The sequence below is a fragment of the Neisseria uirgultaei genome (genome assembly GCF_962719845.1).
Classification (GTDB): domain Bacteria; phylum Pseudomonadota; class Gammaproteobacteria; order Burkholderiales; family Neisseriaceae; genus Neisseria; species Neisseria bergeri.
In genome coordinates, this window is sequence record NZ_CAUIYF010000019.1 from 1 (window position 1) to 26,067 (window position 26,067).

General features: G+C 54.4%; 25 protein-coding genes and 3 tRNA genes. 6 read left to right on the plus strand and 22 right to left on the minus strand.

Going from position 1 to position 26,067, the window contains the following annotated elements; translation table 11 throughout:
- Positions 1-291 precede the first annotated feature (291 nt).
- The 8 genes from rpsJ to Q9J32_RS09200 form a co-directional block, all read right to left on the minus strand.
- A complete protein-coding gene (gene rpsJ / locus Q9J32_RS09165; protein WP_002215394.1) occupies positions 292-603 on the minus strand; it encodes a 30S ribosomal protein S10 in 312 nt (103 codons plus the stop codon).
- Between the two features lie 17 nt (positions 604-620).
- Entirely contained in the window at positions 621-1,805 is a 1,185-nt protein-coding gene (gene tuf / locus Q9J32_RS09170; protein WP_003713286.1) for an elongation factor Tu, read from the minus strand.
- Between the two features lie 49 nt (positions 1,806-1,854).
- Positions 1,855-1,929: transfer RNA gene (locus Q9J32_RS09175), tRNA-Thr, on the minus strand.
- An 8-nt stretch (positions 1,930-1,937) separates the two neighbouring features.
- Positions 1,938-2,011: transfer RNA gene (locus tag Q9J32_RS09180), tRNA-Gly, on the minus strand.
- A 30-nt stretch (positions 2,012-2,041) separates the two neighbouring features.
- Positions 2,042-2,125: transfer RNA gene (locus tag Q9J32_RS09185), tRNA-Tyr, on the minus strand.
- A 97-nt stretch (positions 2,126-2,222) separates the two neighbouring features.
- Positions 2,223-2,474, minus strand: a complete 252-nt coding sequence (locus Q9J32_RS09190; protein WP_002215364.1) for a YfhL family 4Fe-4S dicluster ferredoxin — start codon at positions 2,472-2,474, stop codon at positions 2,223-2,225.
- A 122-nt stretch (positions 2,475-2,596) separates the two neighbouring features.
- Positions 2,597-3,166 (minus strand): 16S rRNA (guanine(966)-N(2))-methyltransferase RsmD, encoded by a 570-nt coding sequence (gene rsmD / locus Q9J32_RS09195; RefSeq protein WP_301884179.1) that lies wholly within the window; start codon positions 3,164-3,166, stop codon positions 2,597-2,599.
- Positions 3,167-3,254: 88 nt separating this feature from the next.
- Positions 3,255-3,632, minus strand: a complete 378-nt coding sequence (locus tag Q9J32_RS09200; RefSeq protein ID WP_301884181.1) for a helix-turn-helix domain-containing protein — start codon at positions 3,630-3,632, stop codon at positions 3,255-3,257.
- Positions 3,633-3,733: 101 nt separating this feature from the next.
- Here Q9J32_RS09200 and Q9J32_RS09205 point away from each other — a divergent pair, with 101 nt between their 5' ends.
- Positions 3,734-4,225, plus strand: a complete 492-nt coding sequence (locus Q9J32_RS09205; RefSeq protein ID WP_301884182.1) for a hypothetical protein — start codon at positions 3,734-3,736, stop codon at positions 4,223-4,225.
- A gap of 116 nt (positions 4,226-4,341) precedes the next feature.
- Here the strand turns inward: Q9J32_RS09205 and topA are convergent, their stop codons facing one another.
- From topA to def, 9 genes are all read right to left on the minus strand, one after another.
- Positions 4,342-6,648 (minus strand): type I DNA topoisomerase, encoded by a 2,307-nt coding sequence (gene topA, locus Q9J32_RS09210; RefSeq protein WP_301884183.1) that lies wholly within the window; start codon positions 6,646-6,648, stop codon positions 4,342-4,344.
- Positions 6,649-6,727: 79 nt separating this feature from the next.
- Positions 6,728-7,189: a Smg family protein gene (locus Q9J32_RS09215; RefSeq protein WP_301884187.1), complete on the minus strand. Its 462-nt coding sequence runs from the start codon at positions 7,187-7,189 to the stop codon at positions 6,728-6,730.
- A gap of 25 nt (positions 7,190-7,214) precedes the next feature.
- On the minus strand, positions 7,215-8,408 hold the full coding sequence (gene dprA / locus Q9J32_RS09220; protein ID WP_301884190.1) for a DNA-processing protein DprA: 1,194 nt from the start codon (positions 8,406-8,408) through the stop codon (positions 7,215-7,217).
- A 91-nt stretch (positions 8,409-8,499) separates the two neighbouring features.
- Positions 8,500-9,777 carry a sigma-54-dependent transcriptional regulator gene (locus tag Q9J32_RS09225; RefSeq protein WP_301884191.1) on the minus strand — a complete coding sequence of 426 codons (1,278 nt, stop codon included), beginning with the start codon at positions 9,775-9,777 and terminating at the stop codon, positions 8,500-8,502.
- A 4-nt stretch (positions 9,778-9,781) separates the two neighbouring features.
- Entirely contained in the window at positions 9,782-11,887 is a 2,106-nt protein-coding gene (locus tag Q9J32_RS09230) for a sensor histidine kinase (RefSeq protein ID WP_301884194.1), read from the minus strand.
- Positions 11,887-12,486: a DUF4390 domain-containing protein gene (locus Q9J32_RS09235; protein ID WP_118810598.1), complete on the minus strand. Its 600-nt coding sequence runs from the start codon at positions 12,484-12,486 to the stop codon at positions 11,887-11,889. The genes Q9J32_RS09230 and Q9J32_RS09235 overlap by 1 nt, the downstream gene beginning before the upstream one ends.
- Positions 12,452-13,711 carry a 16S rRNA (cytosine(967)-C(5))-methyltransferase RsmB gene (rsmB, locus tag Q9J32_RS09240; RefSeq protein ID WP_301884198.1) on the minus strand — a complete coding sequence of 420 codons (1,260 nt, stop codon included), beginning with the start codon at positions 13,709-13,711 and terminating at the stop codon, positions 12,452-12,454. Before rsmB ends, Q9J32_RS09235 begins: the two co-directional genes overlap by 35 nt.
- 78 nt (positions 13,712-13,789) lie before the next feature.
- Positions 13,790-14,716 (minus strand): methionyl-tRNA formyltransferase, encoded by a 927-nt coding sequence (gene fmt / locus Q9J32_RS09245; RefSeq protein WP_301884213.1) that lies wholly within the window; start codon positions 14,714-14,716, stop codon positions 13,790-13,792.
- An 86-nt stretch (positions 14,717-14,802) separates the two neighbouring features.
- A complete protein-coding gene (gene def, locus Q9J32_RS09250) occupies positions 14,803-15,306 on the minus strand; it encodes a peptide deformylase (protein WP_234403435.1) in 504 nt (167 codons plus the stop codon).
- A 184-nt stretch (positions 15,307-15,490) separates the two neighbouring features.
- Here def and Q9J32_RS09255 point away from each other — a divergent pair, with 184 nt between their 5' ends.
- The gene (locus Q9J32_RS09255) at positions 15,491-16,714 is read left to right on the plus strand and encodes a LysM peptidoglycan-binding domain-containing protein (protein WP_301884200.1); all 1,224 of its coding nucleotides are present in this window, start codon (positions 15,491-15,493) and stop codon (positions 16,712-16,714) included.
- Between the two features lie 308 nt (positions 16,715-17,022).
- Here Q9J32_RS09255 and Q9J32_RS09260 read toward each other — a convergent pair whose 3' ends face one another.
- From Q9J32_RS09260 to pyrB, 3 genes are all read right to left on the minus strand, one after another.
- A complete protein-coding gene (locus Q9J32_RS09260; protein ID WP_301884216.1) occupies positions 17,023-17,682 on the minus strand; it encodes a DUF8453 domain-containing protein in 660 nt (219 codons plus the stop codon).
- 67 nt (positions 17,683-17,749) lie between these two features.
- Positions 17,750-18,208, minus strand: coding sequence for an aspartate carbamoyltransferase regulatory subunit (pyrI, locus tag Q9J32_RS09265; protein ID WP_301669741.1), 459 nt, complete (start codon positions 18,206-18,208; stop codon positions 17,750-17,752).
- A gap of 9 nt (positions 18,209-18,217) precedes the next feature.
- Positions 18,218-19,138 carry an aspartate carbamoyltransferase gene (gene pyrB / locus Q9J32_RS09270; RefSeq protein WP_301884203.1) on the minus strand — a complete coding sequence of 307 codons (921 nt, stop codon included), beginning with the start codon at positions 19,136-19,138 and terminating at the stop codon, positions 18,218-18,220.
- A gap of 238 nt (positions 19,139-19,376) precedes the next feature.
- Here pyrB and Q9J32_RS09275 point away from each other — a divergent pair, with 238 nt between their 5' ends.
- Positions 19,377-20,219, plus strand: a complete 843-nt coding sequence (locus Q9J32_RS09275; RefSeq protein WP_301884204.1) for a GNAT family N-acetyltransferase — start codon at positions 19,377-19,379, stop codon at positions 20,217-20,219.
- On the plus strand, positions 20,216-20,341 hold the full coding sequence (locus tag Q9J32_RS09280) for a hypothetical protein (protein ID WP_275078766.1): 126 nt from the start codon (positions 20,216-20,218) through the stop codon (positions 20,339-20,341). Before Q9J32_RS09275 ends, Q9J32_RS09280 begins: the two co-directional genes overlap by 4 nt.
- A 48-nt stretch (positions 20,342-20,389) precedes the next feature.
- On the opposite strand, the gene Q9J32_RS09285 is transcribed toward Q9J32_RS09280, so the two are convergent.
- Positions 20,390-20,941, minus strand: a complete 552-nt coding sequence (locus Q9J32_RS09285) for a hypothetical protein (RefSeq protein ID WP_301669737.1) — start codon at positions 20,939-20,941, stop codon at positions 20,390-20,392.
- 237 nt (positions 20,942-21,178) lie between these two features.
- Here Q9J32_RS09285 and pyk point away from each other — a divergent pair, with 237 nt between their 5' ends.
- Both pyk and Q9J32_RS09295 read left to right on the plus strand, forming a co-directional pair.
- Positions 21,179-22,651: a pyruvate kinase gene (gene pyk / locus Q9J32_RS09290; RefSeq protein WP_002235353.1), complete on the plus strand. Its 1,473-nt coding sequence runs from the start codon at positions 21,179-21,181 to the stop codon at positions 22,649-22,651.
- A 203-nt stretch (positions 22,652-22,854) separates the two neighbouring features.
- Positions 22,855-24,246: an OmpP1/FadL family transporter gene (locus Q9J32_RS09295; RefSeq protein ID WP_301884208.1), complete on the plus strand. Its 1,392-nt coding sequence runs from the start codon at positions 22,855-22,857 to the stop codon at positions 24,244-24,246.
- An 82-nt stretch (positions 24,247-24,328) separates the two neighbouring features.
- Here the strand turns inward: Q9J32_RS09295 and Q9J32_RS09300 are convergent.
- Positions 24,329-26,067, minus strand: a 1,739-nt coding sequence (locus Q9J32_RS09300) for a hypothetical protein (RefSeq protein WP_301884210.1), incomplete at its 5' end; no start/stop codon positions are given.

Consider the following 26,067-nt stretch of genomic DNA (forward strand, 5'->3'; position numbering starts at 1 on the left):
CAGATGGATGATTCTGCCCAAACCAAGCCCGATTCTACCTTTTTTCGGGGGGGGGGGGCAAGCCTTCGGAAGGCTATGAATGAAACATATCTTGTTTTATTCACTAAAAAATATCGGGTAATGCCGTATGAAAATTTTTGAAGCACAAAAATAGGCCGGTTTCGCCGGCCGCACTGTTTTTTTTGATTTTGTCGTTTTGCCTTAAACCTGTTTGCCGCCGCATATTTTCAGACGGCATAACATAAAAAAATCCCCAAGCATTGATTGCTTGGGGATTTTCAATAGTCCGAATTATTGGACTTTGATTTCTACATCAACACCGGCCGGCAAATCCAGCTTCATCAGCGCATCGGTAGTTTTATCGGTCCAATCCACGATGTCCATCAGGCGCAAGTGGGTGCGGATTTCCAATTGTTCACGGGAAGTTTTGTTCACGTGCGGAGAACGCAAAATGTTGAAACGCTCGATTTTGGTCGGCAAAGGAATCGGACCTTTTACAACGGCACCGGTACGTTTTGCAGTTTCAACGATTTCTTGTGCAGAACGGTCAATCAGGGCGTAATCATAAGCTTTCAGGCGGATACGGATTTTTTGGTTTGCCATTTATCAATATCCTTCAATTAAGCGATAACAGAAGAAACCACGCCGGCACCCACGGTACGGCCGCCTTCGCGAATCGCAAAGCGCAGACCTTCTTCCATAGCGATAGGCGCAATCAGTTCTACGGTAATGGTTACGTTCTCACCCGGCATTACCATTTCCACACCTTCTTCCAAAGTAACCGCGCCGGTTACGTCGGTGGTACGGAAGTAGAATTGGGGACGGTAGTTGGCGAAGAACGGGGTATGGCGACCGCCCTCTTCTTTGCTCAATACGTACACTTCTGCTTTGAACTTGGTGTGCGGAGTGATGGTGCCGGGTTTGGCCAATACCTGACCGCGTTCCACGTCTTCACGTTTGGTACCGCGCAGCAATACGCCTACGTTGTCGCCCGCCTGACCTTCGTCCAGCAGTTTGCGGAACATTTCAACACCGGTACAGGTGGTTTTTTGGGTTTCTTTCAGACCTACGATTTCGATCTCGTCACCAACGTGGATGACACCGCGCTCTACACGGCCGGTTACTACGGTACCGCGACCGGAGATGGAGAATACGTCTTCGATAGGCAACAGGAACGGTTTGTCCACGGCACGCTCAGGAGTCGGGATGTAGCTGTCCAATGCGGCAGCCAGTTCGAAGATTTTTTCTTCGTAAGCGGCGTCGCCTTCCAAGGCTTTCAGTGCAGAACCTTGTACGATCGGGCAGTCGTCGCCTGGGAAGTCGTAGCTTGACAGCAAGTCACGGATTTCCATTTCAACCAGTTCCAACAGCTCGGCATCGTCAACCATGTCGCATTTGTTCATGAACACGATGATGTAAGGTACGCCTACTTGGCGGGCCAACAGGATGTGTTCGCGGGTTTGCGGCATAGGACCGTCGGCAGCGGAACATACCAAGATTGCGCCGTCCATTTGTGCGGCACCGGTAATCATGTTTTTAACGTAGTCGGCGTGGCCCGGGCAGTCTACGTGTGCGTAGTGGCGGGTTTCGGTTTCGTATTCTACGTGTGAGGTATTGATGGTAATACCGCGGGCTTTTTCTTCGGGAGCGTTGTCGATTTGGTCGTAAGCTTTTGCAGCACCGCCGAATTTTTTAGCCAAAATAGTAGTCAAAGCAGCAGTCAGGGTGGTTTTACCATGGTCAACGTGACCGATGGTGCCAACGTTTACGTGCGGTTTGCTACGTTCGAATTTTTCCTTAGCCATGGCAATATCCTATATATCTAAGCTTTAAAGAAATGAATAATCGAAGAGATGGTGCCCATGGGCAGATTTGAACTGCCGGCCTCTCCCTTACCAAGGGAGTGCTCTACCCCTGAGCTACATGGGCCTAATTGTTGGAGCGGGTGAAGGGAATCGAACCCTCACCGTAAGCTTGGAAGGCTTCTGCTCTACCATTGAGCTACACCCGCATTACTCGCTACTGCTCCAAGTAAGAATTTTGGTGGAGGGAGAAGGATTCGAACCTTCGAAGCTTTCGCAACAGATTTACAGTCTGCTCCCTTTGACCGCTCGGGAATCCCTCCAAAAGAGAACGCTAGTTTATTAGTGGCTTGCTTTTCCGTCAAGTCTTTTTTCGATTTTATTTCAAAACAGACATAATTTGATGTTTTAAAGAAGAATTTATTTAAACTGGATAATCTTTTCGTATTTCGCCATCAACTCGTCATGGGTTTCAGGATGTTCTTCGTCAATCAAGATGCAATCAACCGGACAAACCTGCTGACACTGCGGCTCATCGTAGTGTCCGACGCACTGTGTGCAGAGGTTGGGGTTGATTTCGTAAATTTCCTCGCCTTGCGAGATGGCATCATTCGGACATTCGGGTTCGCATACGTCGCAGTTGATGCACTCGTCGGTAATAAAGAGCGACATTTCTTTTCCTTTTCCACTAAATTATCAAAACCGGGCGGGCGCGGATTATAGCACAAGGTTTTTTTGAACCGGACGGTTGCAAACGAATGTTTACAACTCGGAAATGATTATCAAAGCGCATATTATTCAGCCACTTGGAAAACCCTTAATTCGAATGTACTCTTCCCCGATTTCCCCTCCCTATATCCCGTCAGCCAATCAGGTTTGTCCGGCTGCCTGCCTGCCTCGATATAGACGTATGCACCGTCATTCAGGCGTGCGCCCAATGCATTGAAAAGGCTTTCCCAACTTTGCCACGCAAACGGCGGGTCGAGAAAGACGACATCGAATTTCTCTTTTAGGTTTGTCAAATAGGCAATGCCGTCTGAACAGACGATTTGCACCTGCCCCAAACCCAGTTCGCGGCTGTTTTTCTCAAGGGTTTGTACCGTTTGACGGTTGTTGTCTGCAATGACGACCCGTTTTGCATTACGCGATGCTGCCTCCATACCAAGTGCGCCGCTGCCTCCGAAGAGATCCAAAACCGTTTTACCCGTCAAATCCTGTCCCAGCCAGTTAAACAGCTTTTCACGCACGCTGTCGGGTGTCGGACGCAGTCCGTCGGCGGATGTGAAACTCAATTTCCTGCCCCGACATTGCCCGCCGATAATGCGTACCTGGTTGCTGTGTTTGGTATGTTTGCCTGCCGCCATAATCAAAAACCTGTAAGTTCAAACGGTATTATACAAGACCTGTCAAAGAATATGCCGTCTGAAAACTTTTTTCAGACGGCATATCTGTTTAAACGGTTTCGGTCAGCTTGCGGAGCAGCTCGATTTCTTTGTCTTTTTGTTCCAACATTTCTTTGCAGTGTTTCAACTCCATTTTTAAAAATTCTATTTTCATCGAAACATCACCCGACGCATACAACGCAATATCGCCACCACTATCACCTTCATTAATCTGAAACACCATCCTGCCGCCGCCCGATTTGAGCAAGTCCCACATATCAATTTTGAAAATCTGCGCCAATTGCTCCAAACGCGGAATGTTCAACTGCGTTTCGCCCCGTTCGATTTTGGCATACCCGCCTGCCGACATCGCCAGCTTTTCCGCCATATCCTCCTGCGACCATTTGTTCAATTCGCGCATCAGGCGGATTTTTTCGTGGGTTTCCATGGGCTGAACTTTCTGTATCAGCCAATTTAAGCATAGACTACACCGGTTGGAACGCAAAAGCCCCAGAAGTCAATTTCAAGGCGGATTTACTTGGCATCAGCTTGGAATACTTGGGCAACTCTGATTCATCTCCTGCTAAAGGATGGTATGTCCGCACCCAATACAGCACAGGTAAAGTTACTGAAAGCATGGTCAACGGCAAAATCAAAATGACCGAACTGGAGGGCGGTTACAAATATCCGATTATTAAAGGAAAATCTGCTTATTTAAGCGGAAAGGCAGGAATAGGCTTCGCATACACAACAGTTAAAGCAAATGCCGTATCTGACAGCGTATCCCATATTACCTTTCCTTTTGGTCTTGAAGCAGGTATCAAAGCCAATTCCAAACTTATAGTTGCGGCAAATGCAGGCTATAAATTTGGGTGGGAACTGGGTAGAAGCGGATCGACATGCCGAGACGGCTGGAACAGTCCAAGTCAAGGAAAAGGTTCGTGTTCACATGATGGTGGTGTTGCAGAAACCCATGAAGAGAAAATTGGGAAAGTACGCGGTGCAATTTTCGGTATAGGCTTGAAATATTCGTTTGACTGATTCTCTTGCAATAAAGCACTAGAGTTGTTAAAACAAATATTGAAACTTTCTAATTTACAAAATGCCGTCTGAAACTCCTTTCAGACGGCATTTCTTTCATCTCAATCCCAACCGCTTCACTCTTTCGGTGCAGGCGGTTCAATCTGTTCTTTCCAGCCGCATTCTTTTTGTGGACAGACTTTTTCCACGCCCCAGCGTTTGGTGGTTTTGATGGTTAAAACCGGCCAATGGCAGTTCGGGCATTGTTCGGCGACGGGCGGGTTCCAGGTGGCGTAGTTGCAGTCAGGATAGGTGCTGCAACTGTAAAACAGTTTGCCGTAGCGGGATTTGCGCTCGACGAGGTTACCTTTTTTGCATTGCGGGCATTGGACGCCGGTGTCTTTCGGTTTTTCCAACGGCTCGACGTGTTTGCATTTGGGGTAGTTGGCGCAGCCGATGAATTTGCTGCCAGTGCGGCTGTATTTGTACACTAGGCGACCGCCACATTTAGGGCATTCGCGCCCGTCGAGTTCCGCTTGCTCGGCTTCGGCTTTGGCGATGCGCTCGGCGGCTTCTTCAGCGGTTTCGTTCACGTTGCGGGTGTAGCTGCACTCGGGATAGCCGGCGCAGGCGACGAAGCGGCCCATTTTGCCGAACTTGATTTGCAATTTGTGTTCGCCGCATTTGGGGCAGGTTTCGTCGAGTTCCTGCGTGGTGAATTTGGCGCGTTCGATGCCTTCTTTTTCTTCCACTTGTTTGATGAACGGTTTCCAGAATTTGTCCATCACGGGAATCCAGCGGCGTTTGCCGTCGGCGATTTCGTCGAGCTGGTCTTCGAGTTTGGCGGTGAAGTGGTAATCGACGTATTGGGCGAAGTGTTCGGTCAGGAATTTATTGACGATGTCGCCTGTGTCGGTGGGCATAAAGCGTTTTTGCTCAAGGGTAACGTATTCGCGGTCTTTGAGCGTGGAGATGATGCTGGCGTAGGTCGAGGGGCGGCCGATGCCGTATTCTTCGAGGGCTTTAACCAGCGTGGCTTCGTTGTAGCGCGGCGGCGGGGTGGTGAAGTGTTGTTCGCCGTAGAGTTTGTCCACGGGCAATTTATCGCCTTCGCTCATTTCGGGCAGTTTTTTGCTGTCTTCGCCTTCTTCGTCATCGCTGCTTTCTTCGTAAACGCTGAGGAAGCCTGCGAAGGTTTGCACTTGTCCGGTTACGCGGAATACGCCTTTGCCGACGGTAATATCGACGGTGGTTTGGTCGAATTTGGCAGGCGTCATCTGACAGGCGACGGTGCGCTGCCAAATCATTTGATAGAGTTTGAACTGGTCTGCGCTCAAGAAGGGTTTGACGCTTTCGGGCGTGCGGTACACGGAAGTCGGACGGATTGCTTCGTGCGCTTCTTGGGCGTTTTTGGATTTGGTTTTGTATTGTTTGGCGGCACTCGGCAGATATTCTTTGCCGATTTTGTTTTCGATGTAATGGCGGATTTCGGTTAACGCTTCGTCAGCCAAATTCACGCTGTCGGTACGCATATAGGTAATCAGACCGATGGCGCCCTGCCCTACGTCAATACCTTCGTAAAGCTGCTGGGCGGTACGCATGGTGCGGTCGGTGGTGAAGCCGAGTTTGCGCACAGCATCCTGCTGCATGGTAGAAGTGGTGAACGGCGCGGCGGGATTGCGGCTGCGCTTTTTCTTTTCAATGGCGGTAACGACGGCCTCTTTGCCTTCGAGTTCTTTCAACACGTCGGCTTGCGCGGCTTCGTTCGGCAGGTCGAATTGTTCGAGTTTCGCGCCGTTGTATTGGGCGAGTTTGGCGGTGAACTTGCTGCGGCCTTTGTGGCTGTCGAGATGCACCGTCCAATATTCCTGCGCTTCAAACGCGCGGATTTCGTTTTCGCGTTCGCAAATCAGGCGCAAAGCGGGACTTTGCACACGACCCGCGCTCAAACCGCGGCGGATTTTTTTCCATAACAATGGCGAAAGGTTAAAGCCGACCAAATAGTCCAAAGCGCGACGGGCTTGTTGCGCATCGACCAAGTCCATTTCGATTTCGCGCGGGTTGGCGACGGCGTCAAGGACGGCGTTTTTGGTGATTTCGTGAAACACGACACGCTGCGGTTTGATGTTTTTCAGGCCGCGTTTGGATTTGAGGATTTCCAAAAGGTGCCAGGAAATGGCTTCGCCTTCCCTATCCGGGTCGGTTGCGAGGTAGATGTTTTCAGCTTCTTTGGCTCCGGCGACGATGGCATCGACGTGTTTGCCGTTGCGTTTTATCAGCTCGTATTTCATGGCGAAATCCTGATCCGGATTGACCGCTCCGCTTTTGGGAACAAGGTCGCGGACATGTCCGTAGGACGCGAGGATTTCAAAATCGCCGCCCAAATATTTTTTCAGGGTTTTGGCTTTGGATGGGGATTCGACGATTAATAGGTTTTTCGCCATGTGTTTCCTCTGGTAATAAATGTCTCGGTTCCGGTATTTCAGACGGCAGGTTAGCAGGATAATGCCGTCTGAACCTGTTTCAGTTCATAGTAGGTTTGTTATCGAGCAAGAGTGCGCTCATCAGCTCGTCACCGACCAACACGGGCAGCTCGCTCTTGTTTGCCCATAAAAGCAGCAGGGTCAGCACTTTGGCGGTATCTATGGTAATTTCGTCGCCCGGAATGTGCATGAGCGCGTGAATGATAATTTCCCGCTGTTCACAGCTTACGGCTTTTTCTTCAATCAGATATTGCATCAGCCCCATCACTTCCTGCGGCAGGTTGTCGGTTTCTTCTTTGCTGTACACGCGCAATGCGCCGCTGTCGGCAGGTTCGGTGGAAAATTCGGAGCTGTTGAGCAATACTTCCATCATCATCAGGGTGTTGCCGATTTCCATCGTATCGAAACCCGCTTCTTCAAGCAGCATACCCAAGTCTTCGGGCGGCGGACAGGTATCGAAATCTTGGAAATGTTCGATGAGGTAGGCGATGACTTCGGTCATTCGTGTTCCTTAATATAAAGTGCGTTCAAGTTCGGATACGCTGGTATCTGCCGCCGGGCATGGCGGCAACGCTGCCGTCCAATTCCAATTCCAACAGTGCGGCATACAAATCTGCGGCAGGCATAGCCAACTGTCCGGCAAGCACGTCGGGATGAACTGGGTCGAAACCCATCCTGTCCAAGATACCGCCGCCGACGGGTCGGTTCTCCGTCTTTTCAGACGGCATTTTGCCTTCAGACGAAAACGGCGGGTCGGATGCCGTCTGAACGGCAGTGATGCGCTTTTCAGGTATTCCCTTATTTATAGAATATGATGAAGCACCCTCATTTTGCAAGAGCCGCGGACACTCATGAAGGATGTCGTCCAGGCATTCCACCAATTTCGCGCCGTCTTTAATCAGTTTGTGGCAGCCTTTGCTGTGCGGATTGTCTATCGAACCGGGTACCGCCATCACTTCGCGCCCCATTTCTGCCGCCAGGCCGGCGGTAATCAGCGAACCGGATTCCAACGCGGCTTCAACCACCAGCGTAACCTGCGACAGGGCGGCAATCAGACGGTTGCGGCGCGGAAAATTGCCGGCATACGGCCGCGTGCCGATGGGGAACTCGCTGACAATCAATCCTTTTTCGGCGATTTCATAAGCAAGGTTTTTGTTGGCCGGCGGATAAATGCGGTCTATGCCCGTCCCCCACACGGCGATGGTGCCGCCTTCTGCCTGCAACGCACCCTGATGGGCGGCGGTATCGATGCCCGAAGCCATACCCGACACAACGGGAATGCCTTTCCCACCCAACGCCCTGCCGAAATCTTTGGCAATCCGCATGGCCTGCGGCGTGGCATAGCGGCTGCCGACAATGGCGGCGGAAGGCTTGTGCAGCAGCCGCACGTTGCCGCGCAAAAACAAAACCGGCGGCGCGGTCAGCCCCTGCGCCAGCATTTCGGGGAAATCTTCATCCTGAAGCAGCATCAGACGGCATCCGTCCCGCATTTCCCATTCCAACGCCGCTTCTGCCGCCTGCCGCGCCAAGGCGCGTTTTTCCGCATTGCGCCAAGCCTCAAGCGCGTGCTTATGCCGCACCGCCGGGGCAACCTGTTCCGCCGGTGCGGACAAGGCATTTTGCGCGCTGCCGAAACGGCGCATCAGCAGCAGGAAACTTTCCGCGCCGATATAGGGCGTAAACGCCAATTGCAACCATGCGAAACGTTCGTTCTCTGTCATGAAATCTGTCCCCTTATGATTTCAGACGGCATTTGCTCCAAATGCCGTCTGAAAACGGAAGCCCTGCAATCTGAAAACCGGCGGTTTACACCTATTCTTCGGTTTTTTCACCCGCACGACGGGAAATGCCGATACCGAGCTGCTTGAGCTTGCGGTAGAGGTGGGTACGCTCCAACCCGACCTTCTGCGCCACTTTGCTCATATTCTGACCTTCTTGGGCAATGTGGTACTCGAAATAACGCCGCTCCAATTCTTCCCTCAATTCGCGCAGCGGCAGGTTGAAATTGAACCCGCCCACCATATCTTCCGCCCCCTCGGCAGGCACATTCTGCCCCAAAAGGGAAGAAACCGCCGCCGCACCGATTTCCTGCCCGTCCGCCTCCAACAGCAGCGTTGCTACGACGCTTTGCAGTTGGTCGAAATTTCCCGGCCAGTCGTAACGGGTCAGCACGGCAAGCGCATCTTCACTGAATGAGGCAGGCGCAATCTTTTGGCTTTCAGCCACGTTGCAGGCAATCCCCTGAATCAGGAAGGCGATGTCCTCATGCTGCATACGCAGCGGCGGAATGCGGACGACCGACTCCGACAGCAGTTCCGACAGCTTTTCCTCGCAGGCAATGCCGTCTGAACCTGCCGCGTGGCTGCCCGATGCGACCACCCTGACGCGGCAGCGTTCTGCCTTGCCGATGATAAAGGCAATGCCGGTTTGGATATTGCGGCTGTATTGGGCGATATCTCCGACATACAAAACGCCGCCTTCCGCCTTCTGCAACAGTTCCATCGGCATATCGATCAGATATTCGACCCTTGCCGGACTGACCCACGGCGTACCGTTTTTATGGAAATAGCGCGCCACGGTTTCAAACGGCGAACCCGCCTCGCCCGTCAAAAATACAGGGGACGTGCGTTTTGCCGCCGCTTCGACTTCGCGGTTCATCTCCTGAATCGCGGCACTGTTGCCCAGCTTGTCGAACACCGGTCCCGTTTCGATTTGAGCCGCACCGTGTTTCAACGCGTTTTCGACGGCAGACAGCAGCTTTTGCAGGGAAATCGGTTTTTCCAAAAAATCGATTGCGCCGATTTTGGTCGCTTCTACGGCGGTATCGATGCTGGCGTGCCCGCTCATCATCACCACCGGCATATTGAGCTGCCCGTTTTTCGCCCACTCCTTCAAAAGGGTAATGCCGTCGCAATCGGGCATCCAAATATCCAGCAGCACCATCGCCGGGCGTACCTGATGGCGCAGCTTACGCGCCTCTTCGGCATTTTCCGCCAACGCGACCGAATAGCCTTCGTCCTGCAGGATTTCCGACAGCAGGTCACGGATGCCGATTTCGTCATCTACAATTAAAATATCGCTGCTACGCATAAATTTATACCGTTTTTGGCAAGATGATTCTGACACACGCGCCGCCCGCATCCTGATTGCTCAGGCTGATGCGGCCGCCGTGTTCTTCAATGATTTTTTTCACCACGGGCAGTCCCAATCCCGTTCCCGCCGGTTTGTCCGTCACATACGGCTCGAAGGCGTTGTGCAGCATTTCCTTGCCGAACCCCTTGCCGTTGTCGCAAACCGTCAGGACAATCCGTCCGTCCTGCCCCGCTTCCGATTTTACCCTGACTTCGGGCACATCGGCTTCTTCCGCCGCTTCGGCGGCATTTTTGAAAATATTGTGCAGCACCTGCCGCATAGCGGTCGTATCCGCCGCCATCATCAGCGGTTCGCCGGCAAGCTCCGCCGCAAACCGGCACGGGCCGGCCTCATACAATGCCAACACATCGCCGATTAAGGCGTTCAAATCCTGATTTTCCAATTTGAGCGACGGCGCGCGCGCATAATTGCGGAATGCTTCGACCATTTCTTTTAACGCCGCCACCTGTTTGATGATGGTTTCGGTCGAACGCGTCAGGATTTGCGCGTCCTGCTCGTCCAGCTTCCCGCCCAATTTCCACGCCAGCCGTTCGGCGGAAAGCTGGATGGGCGTGAGCGGATTGCGGATTTCGTGTGCCAGACGTTTGGCCACTTCGCCCCACGCCGCTTCTTTTTGCGCGTGTATCAATACGGTGATGTCGTCAATCACCATCACCACGCCGTTGCCGTTGTCTTCGGGCAATACCGTCGCCTTGCCCAGCAGGATTTTGGCATCGTCCGGCGCGGCATATTCCACCTGGACCGGTTTGTCCGTACCTGCCGCCGCGCCGATGGCGGCAAACACTTCGGCAAGCAGGGACTGCTGCGCCGAAACGCCGTGCCAACCGTGCCGGCTGCTGCCCCACAGGGGGGCGAGCGGCATCCCCAAAATCTGTTCCGCCGCCTTGTTAAAGGTTTTCAGACGGCCTTGTTCGTCAAACACCACCACGCCCGTGGTCAGCCCCTCCAACACGCATTCGAGATAATGTCTGGCGGCTTCCTCGCGCCTCCTGTTGCGCTCGTCCGCTTCTTTGGCGATGGACAACTGCTCGGTCATATGGTTGAACAGTTTGGTCAAACGCCCGAACTCATCATTGCGTAAAACAGGACGGGTTTGGCTGAAATCGCCTTGCGCCACCGCCTTCGCCCCTTCGGCAAGCGATAGGACGGGTTCGACGAAACGGCGGGCAAAATACAATGCCATCACCAGTGCAAGAAAAATCGATAAAAGCGAGGCAATCAGCAGGGTTGCCAGGAAAAAGGTCTGCAAACCTTTTTTGCTGTAACTCAATTCGGCATATTTCGCCCGCGCCTTTTCGATTAAGACGGCATCCTCTGCCACGTCTTTGGGAATCGGCTGGCGGAAAAACAGCGCGTAATCGCGCCCGTTGTGCGTACCCGCCGACAGCCAGCCCTGCGCGTACAATACGCCGCCTATGCTTTCCAAATCCCTGACCGAACCCGCCTGTTGGATTTTTTCCCAACGCGCCTTATCCGGAAACGGCTGATCGAGCTTGTGCGGGTTGATGCTTTTTTCGATTTTGCCGCTTGCGGCATTGTAAAGGGACAACTGGGTAAAGCTGCCGGCGTAATGTTCCAGCACCCTGCCCATATTGCCGGATAGGGAGGCGGTGCTGATGAGGTCTATCTGGACGGGGACGGCATTGCTGAGGGCATTGTCTGCCGCCAGATTCAATGCGGACTTGCTCAAATTGAGGCTGCGTTCGAGGGCTTCGTGGGTGTCGTTGCCGAACCACGAATTAATCGTACCGTTGATGAACTGTGCGGAAACGCCGAACAGAAACACGCCGGGCAATACGGCGACCAGCGTGAACATCCCGGAAAGGCGTTTGGCAATCTGCGAACCGAATACGCCGTCGCGCCTGTCTTTCAACAGCAATATGACATAACGTGCCAAAACGGCGGATAACACCAGCAGCAGCATTGCGCTGAATGCGACTATCCACCAGAAATAATCCGCCAGCGAACTGGTGCTGCCGGTTGCCGCCGTCAGTCCGTACAACAGGACGACGGCGCATATGGCTGCTATCAGTAGAAAACGGCGCATTATTTGTTCCCGATGATGTTTAAAGGTTTCCAACCCGAATCCAAATGCCAGTTTTGAGAAGTCAATGCATTGATTTGAAAAGGCTTGGGCAGTTTTGAAGTGGACAGCAGCAGGCGGATTTCCGCCTTGGTTTCCCCTGCTTCCGCACCGGACAACGCGCCTTTGTTCAGGACTTTCCAGTTGGCAACCGCGCCGGTCGCACGCAATGCCGCACCCAAAGTGTCGTAGTCTGTCGAAAACGCGCCGACGGTAACGCGGTAGCGGTTGGTCAGCGGATGGAAACTCAGTTTGTAGTCAATATTGTCGTCATCGCCGATCAGTTGCCTCAATTTAAACCGATAAGAAGCGATTGTCGGGGCGGAAAGCTGCCAGCTTAAAGTGAAATTGAGCGGCACGCCCCGGCGCAACGCCTGTTGGAGCTGGTCGGGCAGCTCGGTTTGGAAGCGGCTGCTGATGGAAAGCCGCCCGCCGTCGGTTATCCTCGCTTCGGCGCGGGTCGCGGCAATGCCCTCCGCCGCCGCGTCCGGCAAAACGGAAAGCAGCGGCAGCAGCACAAGCCATTGTTTAATGCTTTTGAATAAGCGCGTAATAAAAGCCATCTTGGTGTTTGTTCGGTAAAAGCACCCGCGATTCGATCGGTTCGGCATCGTTATGGCGGCTGAGGAATTTTTGCAATTGCCCGTCGTTTTCTTCGACGAACACGGAACAGGTGGCAAGCAGCATTCTGCCGCCCTGTTTCAGCGTCTGCCAAAGTGCGTCCAGCAGGGCTTCCTGCTGGCGGGCGGTTTTGAGCGCGTCGGTCGGACGGCGCAGCCATTTCACGTCGGGATTGCGCCGCGCCACGCCCGAGGCGGTACACGGCACGTCGGCAAGGATTGCGTCGAAAGGCTTTCCATCATACCACGCCGCCAAATCCCGCGCATCGGCACACGCCGCCGATGCCGTCTGAAAGCCCAGGCGCGCGATATTGTCTTCCACCCGTTTCAGACGGCCTGCATCAATATCCAAGGCGGTAACACGGCAATCCGCCAATTCCAAAATATGCCCCGTCTTGCCGCCCGGCGCGGCGCACGCGTCCAAAATCCGTTCGCCGTCTTTCGGGTTTAACAAATACGCCGCCTGCTGCGCGCCGAAGTCCTGTACCGAAACGATGCCGTCTGAAAAACCGGGCAGGCGGTTCACTGGCACGGCTTCTTCCAACGTGACCGCATATTCGTCCAAGTCCTTAGCCGCGATACCTTCCGCAGCCAGTTTTTCCAAATAGCTTTCGGCATTGCCGTGCCGACGGTTGACGCGCAACGTCATCAGCGGATGGGATTGCAGCGCGGCGGTGATGTTGTGCCAGTGTTTCGGATAATGGTTTTTCAAGTAAGCCACCCACCACAGCGGCAGGTTGTGTTTCGCCACATCGTCTTTTTTACACGAGGCAGCAAGCTTGTCGCGTTCGCGCAAAAAGCGGCGCAAAACCGCGTTGGCAAACGAACGGTACTGCCCGCGCCCGATTTTGGCTATGCTTTCCACCGCCTCATTGACCACGGCATGGGGCGCGTTGCGCGTGTAATGCAGCTGGTACAACGCCGCCAAAAGCAGGCTTTCGAGCTGCGGATTGTCAATCGGTTTTTTCAGCATCTGCGCGAGCATATGTTTCAAACTGCCCAAATAACGCTGGCAACCGTAGGCGATGTCCTGCAACGCGCCGTTTTCCTGCGCCGTAAGGTCGGGATGCGCGGTGCGGATTTGCGCCAACACGTCCTGAAGGTTGCGCCCTTCGGCAACCGCGGCAACGCTGTCGGCGGCAAGTTTTTGGGCAAGTGCCATACTCATATTATGTGATTCGCTTTCTTCAACTGATGGTTTCAGACGGCATCCCCATTTGCAGATCGGGATGCCGTCTGAAGGGATTTACAGCTTCGTTCCTGCTTCGATATGCCGTCCCGCCGCAAACGCCGCGATATTCATACGCCTGCCGCCGGCAGGCTGCAATTCGGTAATCTTCAGCGCGTTTTCGCCGCAGGCAACGACCAAACCGTCCGCCGAACAGGACAACACTTCGCCTGCCGTACCTTGTTGCGCCACCACTTCCGCCCGCCGGATTTTCATCGGCTTGCCCTGATACTCAACCCACGCGGCAGGTACGGGGTTGAAGGCGCGGATCTTGCGTTCGATAACCGCCGCGCTTTCGCTCCAATCGATACGCGCTTCTTCTTTGCTTAGTTTTTGGGCGTAAGTAACACCTTCTTCGGACTGCTTGACCGCGTTCAGACGGCCTTTGCTTTGAAGCTGTTGCAAATCGGCAACAATCGCCGCCGCACCGATTTCCATCAGCGCGTCGTGGACTTCGTTGGCGGTATCGGTAGGTTGGATGGCGTAACGGTGTTCACTGACCACATCGCCGGTGTCCAAACCGATGTCCATCTGCATAATGCACACGCCGGTTTCGGCATCGCCGGCCTCAATCGCGCGCTGAATCGGCGCCGCGCCGCGCCAACGGGGCAGCAGCGAAGCGTGGATGTTGAGGCAGCCGTGTTTCGGCGCATCCAACACGTCTTGCGGCAAAATCAAACCATACGCGGCAACCACCATTACGTCTGCCTCGACCTCTTTGAGCATTTGCAGGGCTTCGGCGTTGTTACGCAGTTTTTCAGGCTGTTCGACGCGCAAACCGAGTTCCAGCGCGGCTTGTTTGACAGGTGGGGCAGTCAGTTGCATACCGCGCCCTTTCGGACGGTCGGGCTGGGTCAGCACCAGCGGGATTTCAAAACCGGCGGCGGCAACGGCTTTTAAGGCGGCGGCGGCAAAATCGGGCGTGCCGGCAAAGATGACTTTCATAGCGTGTTCCTGCGTGTGCGTAAAGTTGTCGGATAATGCCGTGCCGTCTGAAAACCTTGCAGCGTTCAGACGGCACGGCAAAAGGGTCAAATCGTATGTTTCTGGCGTTTTTTCAGCTTGGTCTTAATCCGCCCCTGCTTGAGTTGGGAAAGGCGTTCGACAAACACGATGCCCATCAGGTGATCCAACTCGTGCTGCACGCAAATCGCCAGCAAGCCGTCCGCCTCCAGCGTGAACTTTTCGCCTTTTTCGTTCAAAGCCTCGACCTTGACGCGTTCGGCGCGGGTAACGGTGTCGTAAATGCCCGGTACGGACAGGCAGCCCTCTTCGTAAGTGGTTTCGCCGTCTTTTTCGACGATGACGGGGTTGATGAACACGCGCGGTTCGCTGCGGTCTTCGGTCAAATCCATCACGACGATGCGCTCGTGCACATCGACCTGCGTCGCCGCCAGCCCGATGCCACGCGCCTCGTACATCGTTTCAAACATATCGGCAACCAGCTTTTGGACGCGCTCGTCAACTTGTCCGACAGGCTTCGCCACCGTGTGCAGACGCTCGTCGGGATATTGGAGGATATTCAGTAAAGCCATAATTTTTTCTTTCCTTCGGCGGATACGCCGCCTGTTTTTCACAATTACCGTGATGGTGCGGATAATTCGATGTTAAAATGCGGGACATTTATTGTCATGCGGCACGTCCCGAAAAGACCGCCGCCGCTTTTTCCAACCCAATCAGGCAAGACAAACCGAAATTCATCAGATAAGGGGAACGGTTATGCAACGTCGTATTATAACCCTGCTCTGCGCGGCAGGTATGGCATTCTCAACACAAACTTTGGCGGCAAATCTGAAGGTGCGCCCGAACGCGCCGCAACGCTACACGGTCAAACAGGGCGACACCCTGTGGGGCATTTCGGGCAAATACCTGTACAGCCCGTGGCAATGGGGCCGCCTGTGGGGCGCGAACCGGGACCAAATCCGCAATCCCGACCTGATTTATCCGGGCCAGGTGTTGGTGTTGCGCTACGTTAACGGCGAACCGCGCCTCGGCTTGGAACAGACAGACAGCATCCCCGTCGTCAAAATGAGTCCGGATAAGGAAGTGTCCGGATACGGCATCCCTGCCGTCAATGTCAACTTCTACCGCATCTTTATGCAGCATCCGCAAATCGTTTCCCGCAAAGAAACCGCCGCCGCGCCGCGCCTGCTCTCGGGCCCGGAAGGCAGGCTGCTGTACACCAAAGGCACCAGGGTTTACACCAAAGGCCTGAAAGAGCCGGGCCGCTACCTGACCTACCGCATCAATAAAAACATCACCGATCCGGATACGGGCAGATTCCTCGGGCAGGAAGTCGCATTCAGCGGCATCGTGCGCTCCCTCGACTATACCGACTCCGCCCTCGAACAACGCTCGAAACAGGCTGAAGAACGGCTGAAAGACAACGAATACTATACCCGCACCCATCCTTTGATTACCCCGCTGCGTACCCATTCGATACAGCCGCTGGTGGTTGAAACCGCCATTTCCGAAATACAGCAGGGCGACTACCTGATGAAAATGCCGGAAGACACCGACCGCTTCAATATGGTGCCGCACGAGCCCTCCCAACCGGTTCAGGCGAAAATCGTTTCCGTGTTTGAAGGCGCGGGGGTCGGCGGACAGTTCAAAACCATTACGATAGACAAAGGCGGGGACGACGGATTGGACAAAGGCGCGGTTTTAAGCCTCTACAAACGCAAGAAAACGATGCAGGTCAACCTCTCCAACAATTTGGCCGAAGAACCTAAAAGCAGGGATACCGTCGAGCTGATTTCGACACCTGCCGAAGAAGTGGGCTTGGCAATGGTTTACCACACTACGCCGAGACTGGCTTACGCCATTATTTTGGAAAACATCTCCGATATTTCCGAAGGCGACACCGCTGCCAATCCGGGACGGGATTTGGACAATATGCCGGATCAGGGTCGCGCCCGCGTCGATTCCGACCCTTTCCAATAACCCCTCGGCAACAATGCCGTCTGAAGGCTTCAGACGGCATTTTTATTGAGGCTGTGTTTTCATATCCCGTTGATGCAAAACCCTGATTTAGTCGGACAAAATGCCTTTTATCTGATGGGACCGGTTTCCGCCCGAACGGAAATCAGCGGCTTGCCCTTGCAGACAGACGGAAGTAACTGGGTATCCAAATCCAATCTTGCCGCTTTGCCGCCGCCCCCTGAAAAAATGCCGTCTGAAGCCTTCAGACGGCATTGTTGCCGGAAAAAGCCGCCGCGCCGCCGGTGCGCGCCCCATACATCGGGACACCTTCAATAAAATATCCGTTTGGACTTTTCCGGCGTTTTCGAGATTTCCCTCAACGCCTGATTGAGCGCGCCCAAATCCAACGCCGTTTCCGAACTGCAGGCATCGCCGAAGATGTTTTTATATTCCGCCGTCAGTTTCAGCATCCCTTTGAACGCGCGCCCTTCCAAAGCCGCCGACAACTCGAAAATATCGGCGAACACGCGCCCGTAGGTTTCGCCCGAGGCAACCGTGTCCGTCCCCAATGCGAACATATCCATTTTTGCCAACTCGGCGGCAATCGTGCGCGCGTCTTCGTCGTCGGGCAGCACTTCTGCCTTGAACCTGACCTGTTCCGCCATCCCTTTGCCGTGGTTTTTGACCAGCAGGGCGAGCATTTGCGGCTTGTGTTCCAAGTGTTGCAAAGAAGCGTGCAGGACGGGGTGTATGCTTTCGTTCTGTATCATTTTTTCGCGGTAGAACTTTTCCGCCTTAGCCTTTGAACGCGCCGACACCAACGCCCACGCCAGCCACACCAGCGCGACGGCGGACAATGCGGACAGAAGCGGAGGCAGCTCTTCAGTATAGGCTTTCTGATTGAACCAGATTTGCGCGGTCAAAAAACCGGCAAAGAAAATCAAAACATAAAGTATCGGTGCGAAACGGCTTTGGACAGAAGCGTGCATCATTATTCCATTTCAAGTTGGCAAAATGGCGGCAGGCAAAATTCCGCCGCCGGGCTGCGGGAATCCGTCAGGCTTCCGCCACCGAATCCCGGCTGTAGGTTTTTTCGCAGTAGTGGCATTTCAGCCGCGTCTGCCCGTTGTGTTTTTTAACATAAAACCGGCTTTTGACCGGCTCGCTGTGGCTGGCGCAATTCGGGTTCGGGCAGCGGAACACTTCGGCGATTTCGTCGGGCAGGTTCAAATGCCGCTTCTGCACGACCTTGAAATTGTCGATAGTATTGACCACCGCTTCGGGGGCGAACAGGGCAAGGCGGTCGGCGGCTTTGTCGTCCAAGCACACGCCTTTGATTTTGATGATGTCTTTGCTGCCTTGGGTTTTGCTGGGCAGGTTGAAGCCCACGGTTACCGCGTTGCCGTAGTGCAAAAGTTTGAACTGGCGCAGGATGGTCAGCCCCCTGCCGGCGGGAATATGGTCGATAACCGTACCTTTTTCAATGGCTTCGACACTGAGTTTCGGGGTTTCCATATCTGTTCCTCACACTTCTTCGTTCAACACCAGCGACAATATCGCCATACGCGCATAAACGCCGTTGGTCGCCTGCTCGAAATAATAGGCATGCGGCGTAGCATCGACATCGGGATGGATTTCGTCCACGCGCGGCAGGGGGTGCAGCACGCGCAGGTTCGGTTTGGCGCGGGCAAGCATGGATGCGTCGAGATTGAATTTGCCTTGGATTTTGGCAAATTCCTGTTCGTCGAAACGCTCGCGCTGAACACGGGTCATATACAGGATGTCTGCCCATTCCGTCGCCTCTTCCAAACTGCCGAGGATACGGTATCGGCAGCCAGCTTCGTCCAACTCTTCGGTAATATAGTCGGGCATGGCTAGGCTGGGCGGCGAAACAAAGGCAAATTCACAATTCCAGCGTTTCAACGCCTGACAAAGCGAATGCACGGTACGTCCGTATTTCAAGTCGCCCGCCATGGCGATTTTGAGCTTGTCCAAACGTCCCTGCGTTTCATAAATGGTAACCAGGTCGAGCAGCGTCTGACTAGGGTGCTGGTTCGTGCCGTCGCCGGCGTTGATAACGGGGACGCGCGAAAACTCCGCCGCCACGCGCGCCGCGCCGTCTTTGGGGTGGCGTTGGATGATTGCGTCGGTGTAGCCGGAAATGATGCGGGCGGTATCGGCAAGCGTTTCGCCTTTTTTGGCACTGGTATTCGCGCCGTCCGAGAAACCGATGACCTTGCCGCCCAAACGCTGCACCGCCGTTTCAAACGACAGCCTCGTGCGCGTGGACGGCTCGAAAAAGCACGAACCGATAAGTTTGCCTTCCAACAAATCGCCGCGCGGATGCGCCTTCAGCTTCAATGCCGTCTGAAGCAGGCATTCCAACTGTTCGCGCGACAAATCCGAAATGGAGATGATGTGCTGTCTGTAAAGCGGATTAGGCATTTTTGCCTCCCTTCCGTAAAAAACCCGCGTCAGGCGGGTATCCGGTTATACGTCGTCCACGCCGCCCGTATGTTTGCGGAACAGCTTCGCAAAAGCGGCAATACGGCGCGTATTATCGCACATTTGCCGCCGCAAAGTTTTACTGCACGAATCCCGTACTTTTCAGACGGCATATCCAAACACGCCCGCATAAGCATAAGGTATAATCGCGCCAGACATTTCTTTTCAGGAAGCCGCCATGTTAGTCTGCAACCCCTACGAAGTCGTCATCCACGGCACAACGAGTTCCGGCAAGATTTTCCGTCCCAGCGACTGGGCGGAACGCCTGTGCGGCATTCTGTCCTCGTTTACCAAAGACAACAGGCTTTCCTACTCGAAATGGGTACGCCCCATGCTGGTGGACAACATCCGCTGCGTCGCCGTCGATAAAAAACTGGAAACCGACAATCCCCAAATGTTCCGCTTCCTGATGGACTTTGCCGCCGACAACGACCTGCGCGTCATCGACTGCAAAGCCCTGCTCGAAGAACGCGAACAGGGCGGACAAAACGCCCCTACCGACGAACGCGTCCTGCTGGCACAGGCAATCGAAGAAAAACACGCCGCCGAGAAAGCACAGGAACAGACCGTCTCGGGCGCATCCTACGTTTTGCGCGAAATCGGCGCGGACGACACCGCCATCGCCTTTGCAGCCTTGAGCGTTTTGCGTTCCGCCCTGACCGACATCAATCGCTTTACCGAACAGATCAACAAAACCCAACGCCCCCAAGGCTACCGCCTGCTGGGCATTTTTGAAGAAGGCAAACACAACGCCGTCGCCGTCTGCGGCTTCCGCGAAGCCTGCACCCTCGCCGGCGGCCGACATATCCATATCGACGACATCGTTACCCTGCCGCAAAGCCGCCGCAAAGGCTACGCCTCACGCCTTTTGGAAGAAGTCCGCAAAATCGGCGCGGAAACAGGGGTAACCAAAATCCACCTCAACGTCCACGTCAACCACGACCGTGCCGACGCGCACCGCCTGTATTTCAAAAACGGTTTTGAAATCTGCGCCTACCACTTCCGTTGCGACCCCAAATGAAAACACTCCTCCTCATCTGCACCCTGTCGGCACTCGCCGCCTGCGCCACCCCGTCCGAACAAGGCGGCAGCAGGGTTTACGGCGAAATCAAAGCCGGTATCGAAACCCGTTACAGCCGCTGAGAAAATGCCGTCTGAAGCCCTTTCAGACGGCATTTTAAAATATGCGTCCTATCCGTCCGCCTTGCCCGCACCCCCTGCCTTTGCCGCCCTGCCCGATGCCGTCTGAAGCCTGAACCGCCCCACCAGCCCGATGACGCACGACATCGCCGGAAAGGGCATACACAAAGCCGTCAGCACATAACGCGCATTGCCCGTATTGACCACGTCCGCGCCCTTCAGCAGCAGCGGCAGCGCGTTCGCCCACTCCCACAGCGAAGGCGCGCTGAACGCCAACACCGCCACCAGCCCCAACATCCGGAACACCCCGATTTCCAATACCTGCCGCCGCCGCACCGAACGGTTGAGCAGAAACACAACCGCCAACCCGAAACAGACCACCGTCGCCATCCCCCCGTTGGCGACAATCTGCAAACTGTTGAACGCAATATCGGGCGTAACCGCCAACACGCCTTCCGAATCCGGCACGGCACGCTGCAAATCCAAACCCTGCAACACGTTCAACACAAAACCGTAGATCAAATCAAAAAACACCACGCCTATCGGCAAAGCACTCAAAACCCGCCACATCTTCCTGTCCGACCAACCGTTCAAAACTTTCATTTTACCCGACCGCGCAAGCCGCCGAACAAAAAATAAATTTAGCCTAAGTCATAAAACCGTGTAATTTTGCACCAAAAAAGGCGGTTTACAGGTAAAATATCAAACCATTAATTTAAATCATATTTTTACAGAATATTCCGCCGCGTTCATCAAATGGACATCAAACCGGTTCTAAATTTCTGTAATTTTGTAACAAAATACCGCAAAACACCCGATTGAGACCGAAAGGACTTTCATATGAACCAGACAAGCCGCGATCTGACCCGCATCAGCCACAACACCAAAATCGTCGCCACCCTTGGGCCGGGCAGCAACAACGTCGAACTGTTGGAAGATATGATCCGCGTCGGCGGCCTGAACGTCGTCCGCTTCAACTTCAGCCACGGCACGCCCGAATTCCATCAGGAAAACGCCCGCATCGTGCGCGAGGCGGCAAAACGCGCCGGACAGGAAATCGCCATCATTGCCGACCTGCAAGGGCCGAAAATCCGCGTGGGCAAAATCGCCGGCGGCGGCATCGAATTGAACAAAGGCGAAACATTGGTACTCGATGCCGCGCTCGAAGGCGAAGGCACGCGCGAAGCGGTCGGTTTGGACTACCGCGACCTGCCCGACGACGTTGCCGCAGGCGACGTATTGTGGCTGGACGACGGCCTGCTGACCCTGACCGTGGAATCCGTCGAAGGCAGCAGGATTATCACAAGGGTGGAAAACAGCCACGTCCTGAAAAGCAACAAAGGCATCAACAAACGCGGCGGCGGTCTGTCCGCAGGCGCGTTGACCGAAAAAGACTTCCGCGACCTGAAAACCGCGATTGCCATCGGTTGCGACTATCTCGCCATCAGCTTTGTGAAGTCCGCCGAAGACCTGCACATCGCGCGCGCCAAAGTCGAAGAGGAAATGAAGGGCAGTACTGCCGTGCGTCCTGGTTTGGTTTCCAAAATCGAACGCGTAGAAGCGATTGAAAACTTGGACGAAATCATCCTTGCCGGCGACGGCATTATGGTTGCGCGCGGCGACTTGGCGGTCGAAGTCGGACATGCCGCCGTCCCCGCCCTGCAAAAACGGATGATCCGCCGCGCCCGCGAGTTGCGCCGCTTCAGCATTACGGCGACGCAAATGATGGAATCGATGATTACCAACCCCGTGCCGACCCGCGCGGAAGTCAGCGATGTGGCAAACGCGGTATTGGACGGCACCGATGCGGTGATGTGTTCCGCCGAAACCGCCGTCGGCGCGTATCCGTTTGAAACCGTCAGCCAAATGGCGATTATCTGCGCGGCTGCCGAAAAAGAACAGGATTCGCTCAACGGCGTTGCCGAACAGGTTGAGTATCCCGAAGCCGTCAGCACCAATCTGGCGGTTGCCGGCGGCGCGGTCAGCGTGGCGCGCGCGGTTCACGCCAAAGCCATCGTCGCCCTGACCGAAAGCGGTTCGACCGCCTTTGAAATCAGCCGCCACAATATCACCCTGCCGATTTTCGCGCTGACCCCGAGCGTTTCCGCCCAACGCCGTATGGCGATGTACCGGGGCGTGCGCCCGCTGATTTTGGCAACCAGCACCGACCACGACACGGCGTTGAACGAAGTCGAAACGATGCTGGTGGAACACAACATCCTGCATTCCGGCGACCAGTACATCATCACCAGCGGTTCGCAAATGCGCGAATCCGGCTCGACCAATACGCTGGAAGTGCTGCGCGTCAAATAATCCGCCCTGAGTGGAAAATGCCGTCTGAAGCCGATGCCCGAAGCTTCAGACGGCATTTTTTGCGGCGGCGCGGCGGTTCGGGCAAACTGAAAAAATTGTGCAAATCCGGCAACATCGGATAAAATCGAGTACCTATACTAAAGCGAAACAAGGCATTTCCGACTGCCTTTTTTATTTGTCTGCAATTTTTTACGGAAACTGAAATGACCCCTTCCACACTGAAAAAAACCGTCCTGCTGCTCGGCACAGCCTTTGCTGCCGCATCCGCACAAGCCTCCGGTTACCACTTCGGCACACAGTCGGTCAACGCGCAAAGCACGGCAAATGCCGCCGCCGCAGAAGCCGCCGACGCATCGACCATCTTCTACAACCCCGCCGGCCTGACCAAACTCGACAGCAGCCAGATTTCCGTCAACGCCAACATCGTGCTGCCCAGCATCCGTTATGAAGCGGATTCCGCCACCGACTTTACCGGGCTTCCCGTCCAAGGTTCTAAAAACGGCAAAATCACCAAAACCACGGTTGCGCCCCACATCTACGGCGCATACAAAGTCAACGACGACCTGACCGTTGGCTTGGGCGTGTACGTCCCATTCGGCTCCGCCACCGAATACGAAAAAGATTCCGTGTTGCGCCACAATATCAACAAACTCGGTCTGACCAGCATTGCCGTCGAACCTGTCGCCGCGTGGAAACTCAACGACCGCCATTCCTTCGGCGCAGGCATCATCGCCCAACATACTTCCGCCGAACTGCGTAAATATGCCGACTGGGGTATCCCGCAAAAAGCAGCAGTGCTGCAAGCAACACCTTCTAATCCTGCTGCCGCTGCTCAAATCAAAGCCGACGGACACGCCGATGTCAAAGGCAGCGATTGGGGCTTCGGCTACCAACTGGCGTGGATGTGGGACGTCAACGACCGTGCGCGCGTGGGTGTGAACTACCGTTCCAAAGTTTCACACACGCTCAAAGGCGATGCCGAATGGGCGGCAGACGACGCGGCGGCGAAAGCAATGTGGGGAACTCCACTTGCGAACCTCGGCTACACGCCAAGCGAAAAAGCCAGTGTCAAAATCGTAACGCCCGAGTCTTTGTCCGTACACGGCATGTACAAAGTGTCCGACAAAGCCGACCTGTTCGGCGACGTAACTTGGACGCGCCACAGCCGCTTCAATAAGGCGGAACTGGTTTTTGAAAACACCAAAAAAATTGTCAACGGTCAATCCGACCGCACCACCATCACGCCCAACTGGCGCAACACCTACAAAGTCGGATTCGGCGGCTCTTATCAAATCAGCGAACCGCTGCAACTGCGCGCCGGTATCGCTTTTGACAAATCGCCCGTCAGAAATGCCGACTACCGCATGAACAGCCTGCCCGACGGCAACCGCATCTGGTTCTCCGCCGGTATGAAATACAATATCGGTAAAAACCACGTCGTCGATGCCGCCTACACCCACATCCACATCAACGACACCAGCTACCGCACGGCGAAGGCAAGCGGCAACGATGTGGACAGCAAAGGCGCGTCTTCCGCACGTTTCAAAAACCACGCCGACATCATCGGCCTGCAATACACCTACAAATTCAAATAAACAGCCCGCCGTTTGATTGTAGAAATGCCGTCTGAAACAGATTTCCGTTTCAGACGGCATTTTTATCCGGCAGCCGATACGCCTACCTCGGTATCCGGGAGAATATATGCAGAACCTCCTTCATATCAAAATGGTAGGGACGCTCGGGCAACAGGACGGCGGCGGGCAGCTTGGTGATGCCGTTCAAGCCGCGCGGGAACAGCGCAATCCGCTCTTTGCCCTTTTCCGCATAATCTGCTTTGCGGTTGTGGACGGAAACCACTTCGCGGTGGCGGTAAAGCAGCGTGTTCATTTCGATATAGGCTTCGTTGTGGATGGCTGCCGACTGTTTCTGCAACACGTCAATCTGCCTGTTGAGCTTGTCGTTGGTTTTCATCAGCCTGTTGAAGAACGACGGTTGCTCCTGCAGTTTGGCGGTACAGGCTTCGATGCTTTCCGATACCGGCCCGAACTGTTCGAGGTATTTTTCCAGACAGTTTTCCAAGTCGGTCAGGCAGCCGGCCATCTTGCGGGAAAATTCTTCTTCAGGCTTTCCCTGCCGAATGGACAATATCTCGCGGCGGCGGTCTTCCATTGCGGAAATATAGGCGTTCATGCGGTCGGACATATTTTCCGCATCCCTGCTCATCCACAGCGCGGGCAGCAGGCGGAAGTTTTCAAACGAATTGAAGATGCCGCCGAAAGACTGGCGGAAGGCGATATAAATATATTTCAAATCTTCCTCGCCCTTCGCCATACGCGTCAGGCAATAGTAGAACGGATCGAGGACGGTGTCGCCCAACAACCGCTCGAATTGGTCCAATCTGGCGGCAATCGCCTGCGTGCGTTCGACTTGCGCGGGGAATGGAGAAAACAGCAGCGGCAGGGCTTTTTTGTCGTAGTTTTCCTCTATCCTGTCCATCATATCGATGATTTCCCAGCTCACGCCGGATTGCAGCGAGAGAATCTGTTTCAAACCGTTGGCAAAACGCAGGGCATCATTCTGAGTGATGTTGCGGACGGGGATATGGATGGCGGTGTAATAGCGGTTGTAGCTGGTATAAAGTTTGTCTTCCGACAGGAAGCGGCGCAGGGAAAACGGAATATCGTCGGTGTAATAAGGCGCGATGGCGAAGATGTATTTTGACGTTCGGATAACTTCCAACTGGCGGGCGCGCTGTTCGGCAAACAAGACTTTGTCAAACACCGGTTCGGGCATCTGCTTCACTTCGCGCGGGCGCATCATCGGAAAACTGTTGCCGAGCAGGTGCGATTTTAGGAACACTTCGCAGATATAGGTACAGATGATGTCCGAATCGAGGTTGCGGGTATTTTCGGGGATTTCCCATTTGGTTTTGTTTTTCAATACCGCAGCGGCGGCGTAGATGAATTCGGTTTTCAGAATCTGTTTGAAATTTTCCCGTGCGCGCTTGCCTCCGGTATCGACATTTTTGATAACGGACAGCACGCTTTCGAGAATGTCGGCAATATAAACCGGCGATTCGCATTGCGCCAATACATCCAGGCGTTCCGCGATATGCCCCGCCAGCCGTTTGAGGTCGGGGATGGGAATGTCTGTTGCCAAAGAAGAAAACGAAATGCGTTTTTTGGGAAGGTAAGTGAAAGAACCGTCGGCTTCGTTATAGCCTATGCCTTTTCGGGAAAGGATTTGCGTACAGGCGTCCTGCCCGGCTTCGGGAGAAAGTGTTTTGAAGATTTCTGTCAGATTTTCCTGCCAATGGCAGTCGAGTTCGGGAAGGATTTGATTGAGTCTGAAACGGACGGTGTAAGGGATAAGGTCTTGCTCGAAATGTTCATTTTTCGGGGGGGGGGGGGGGGGGG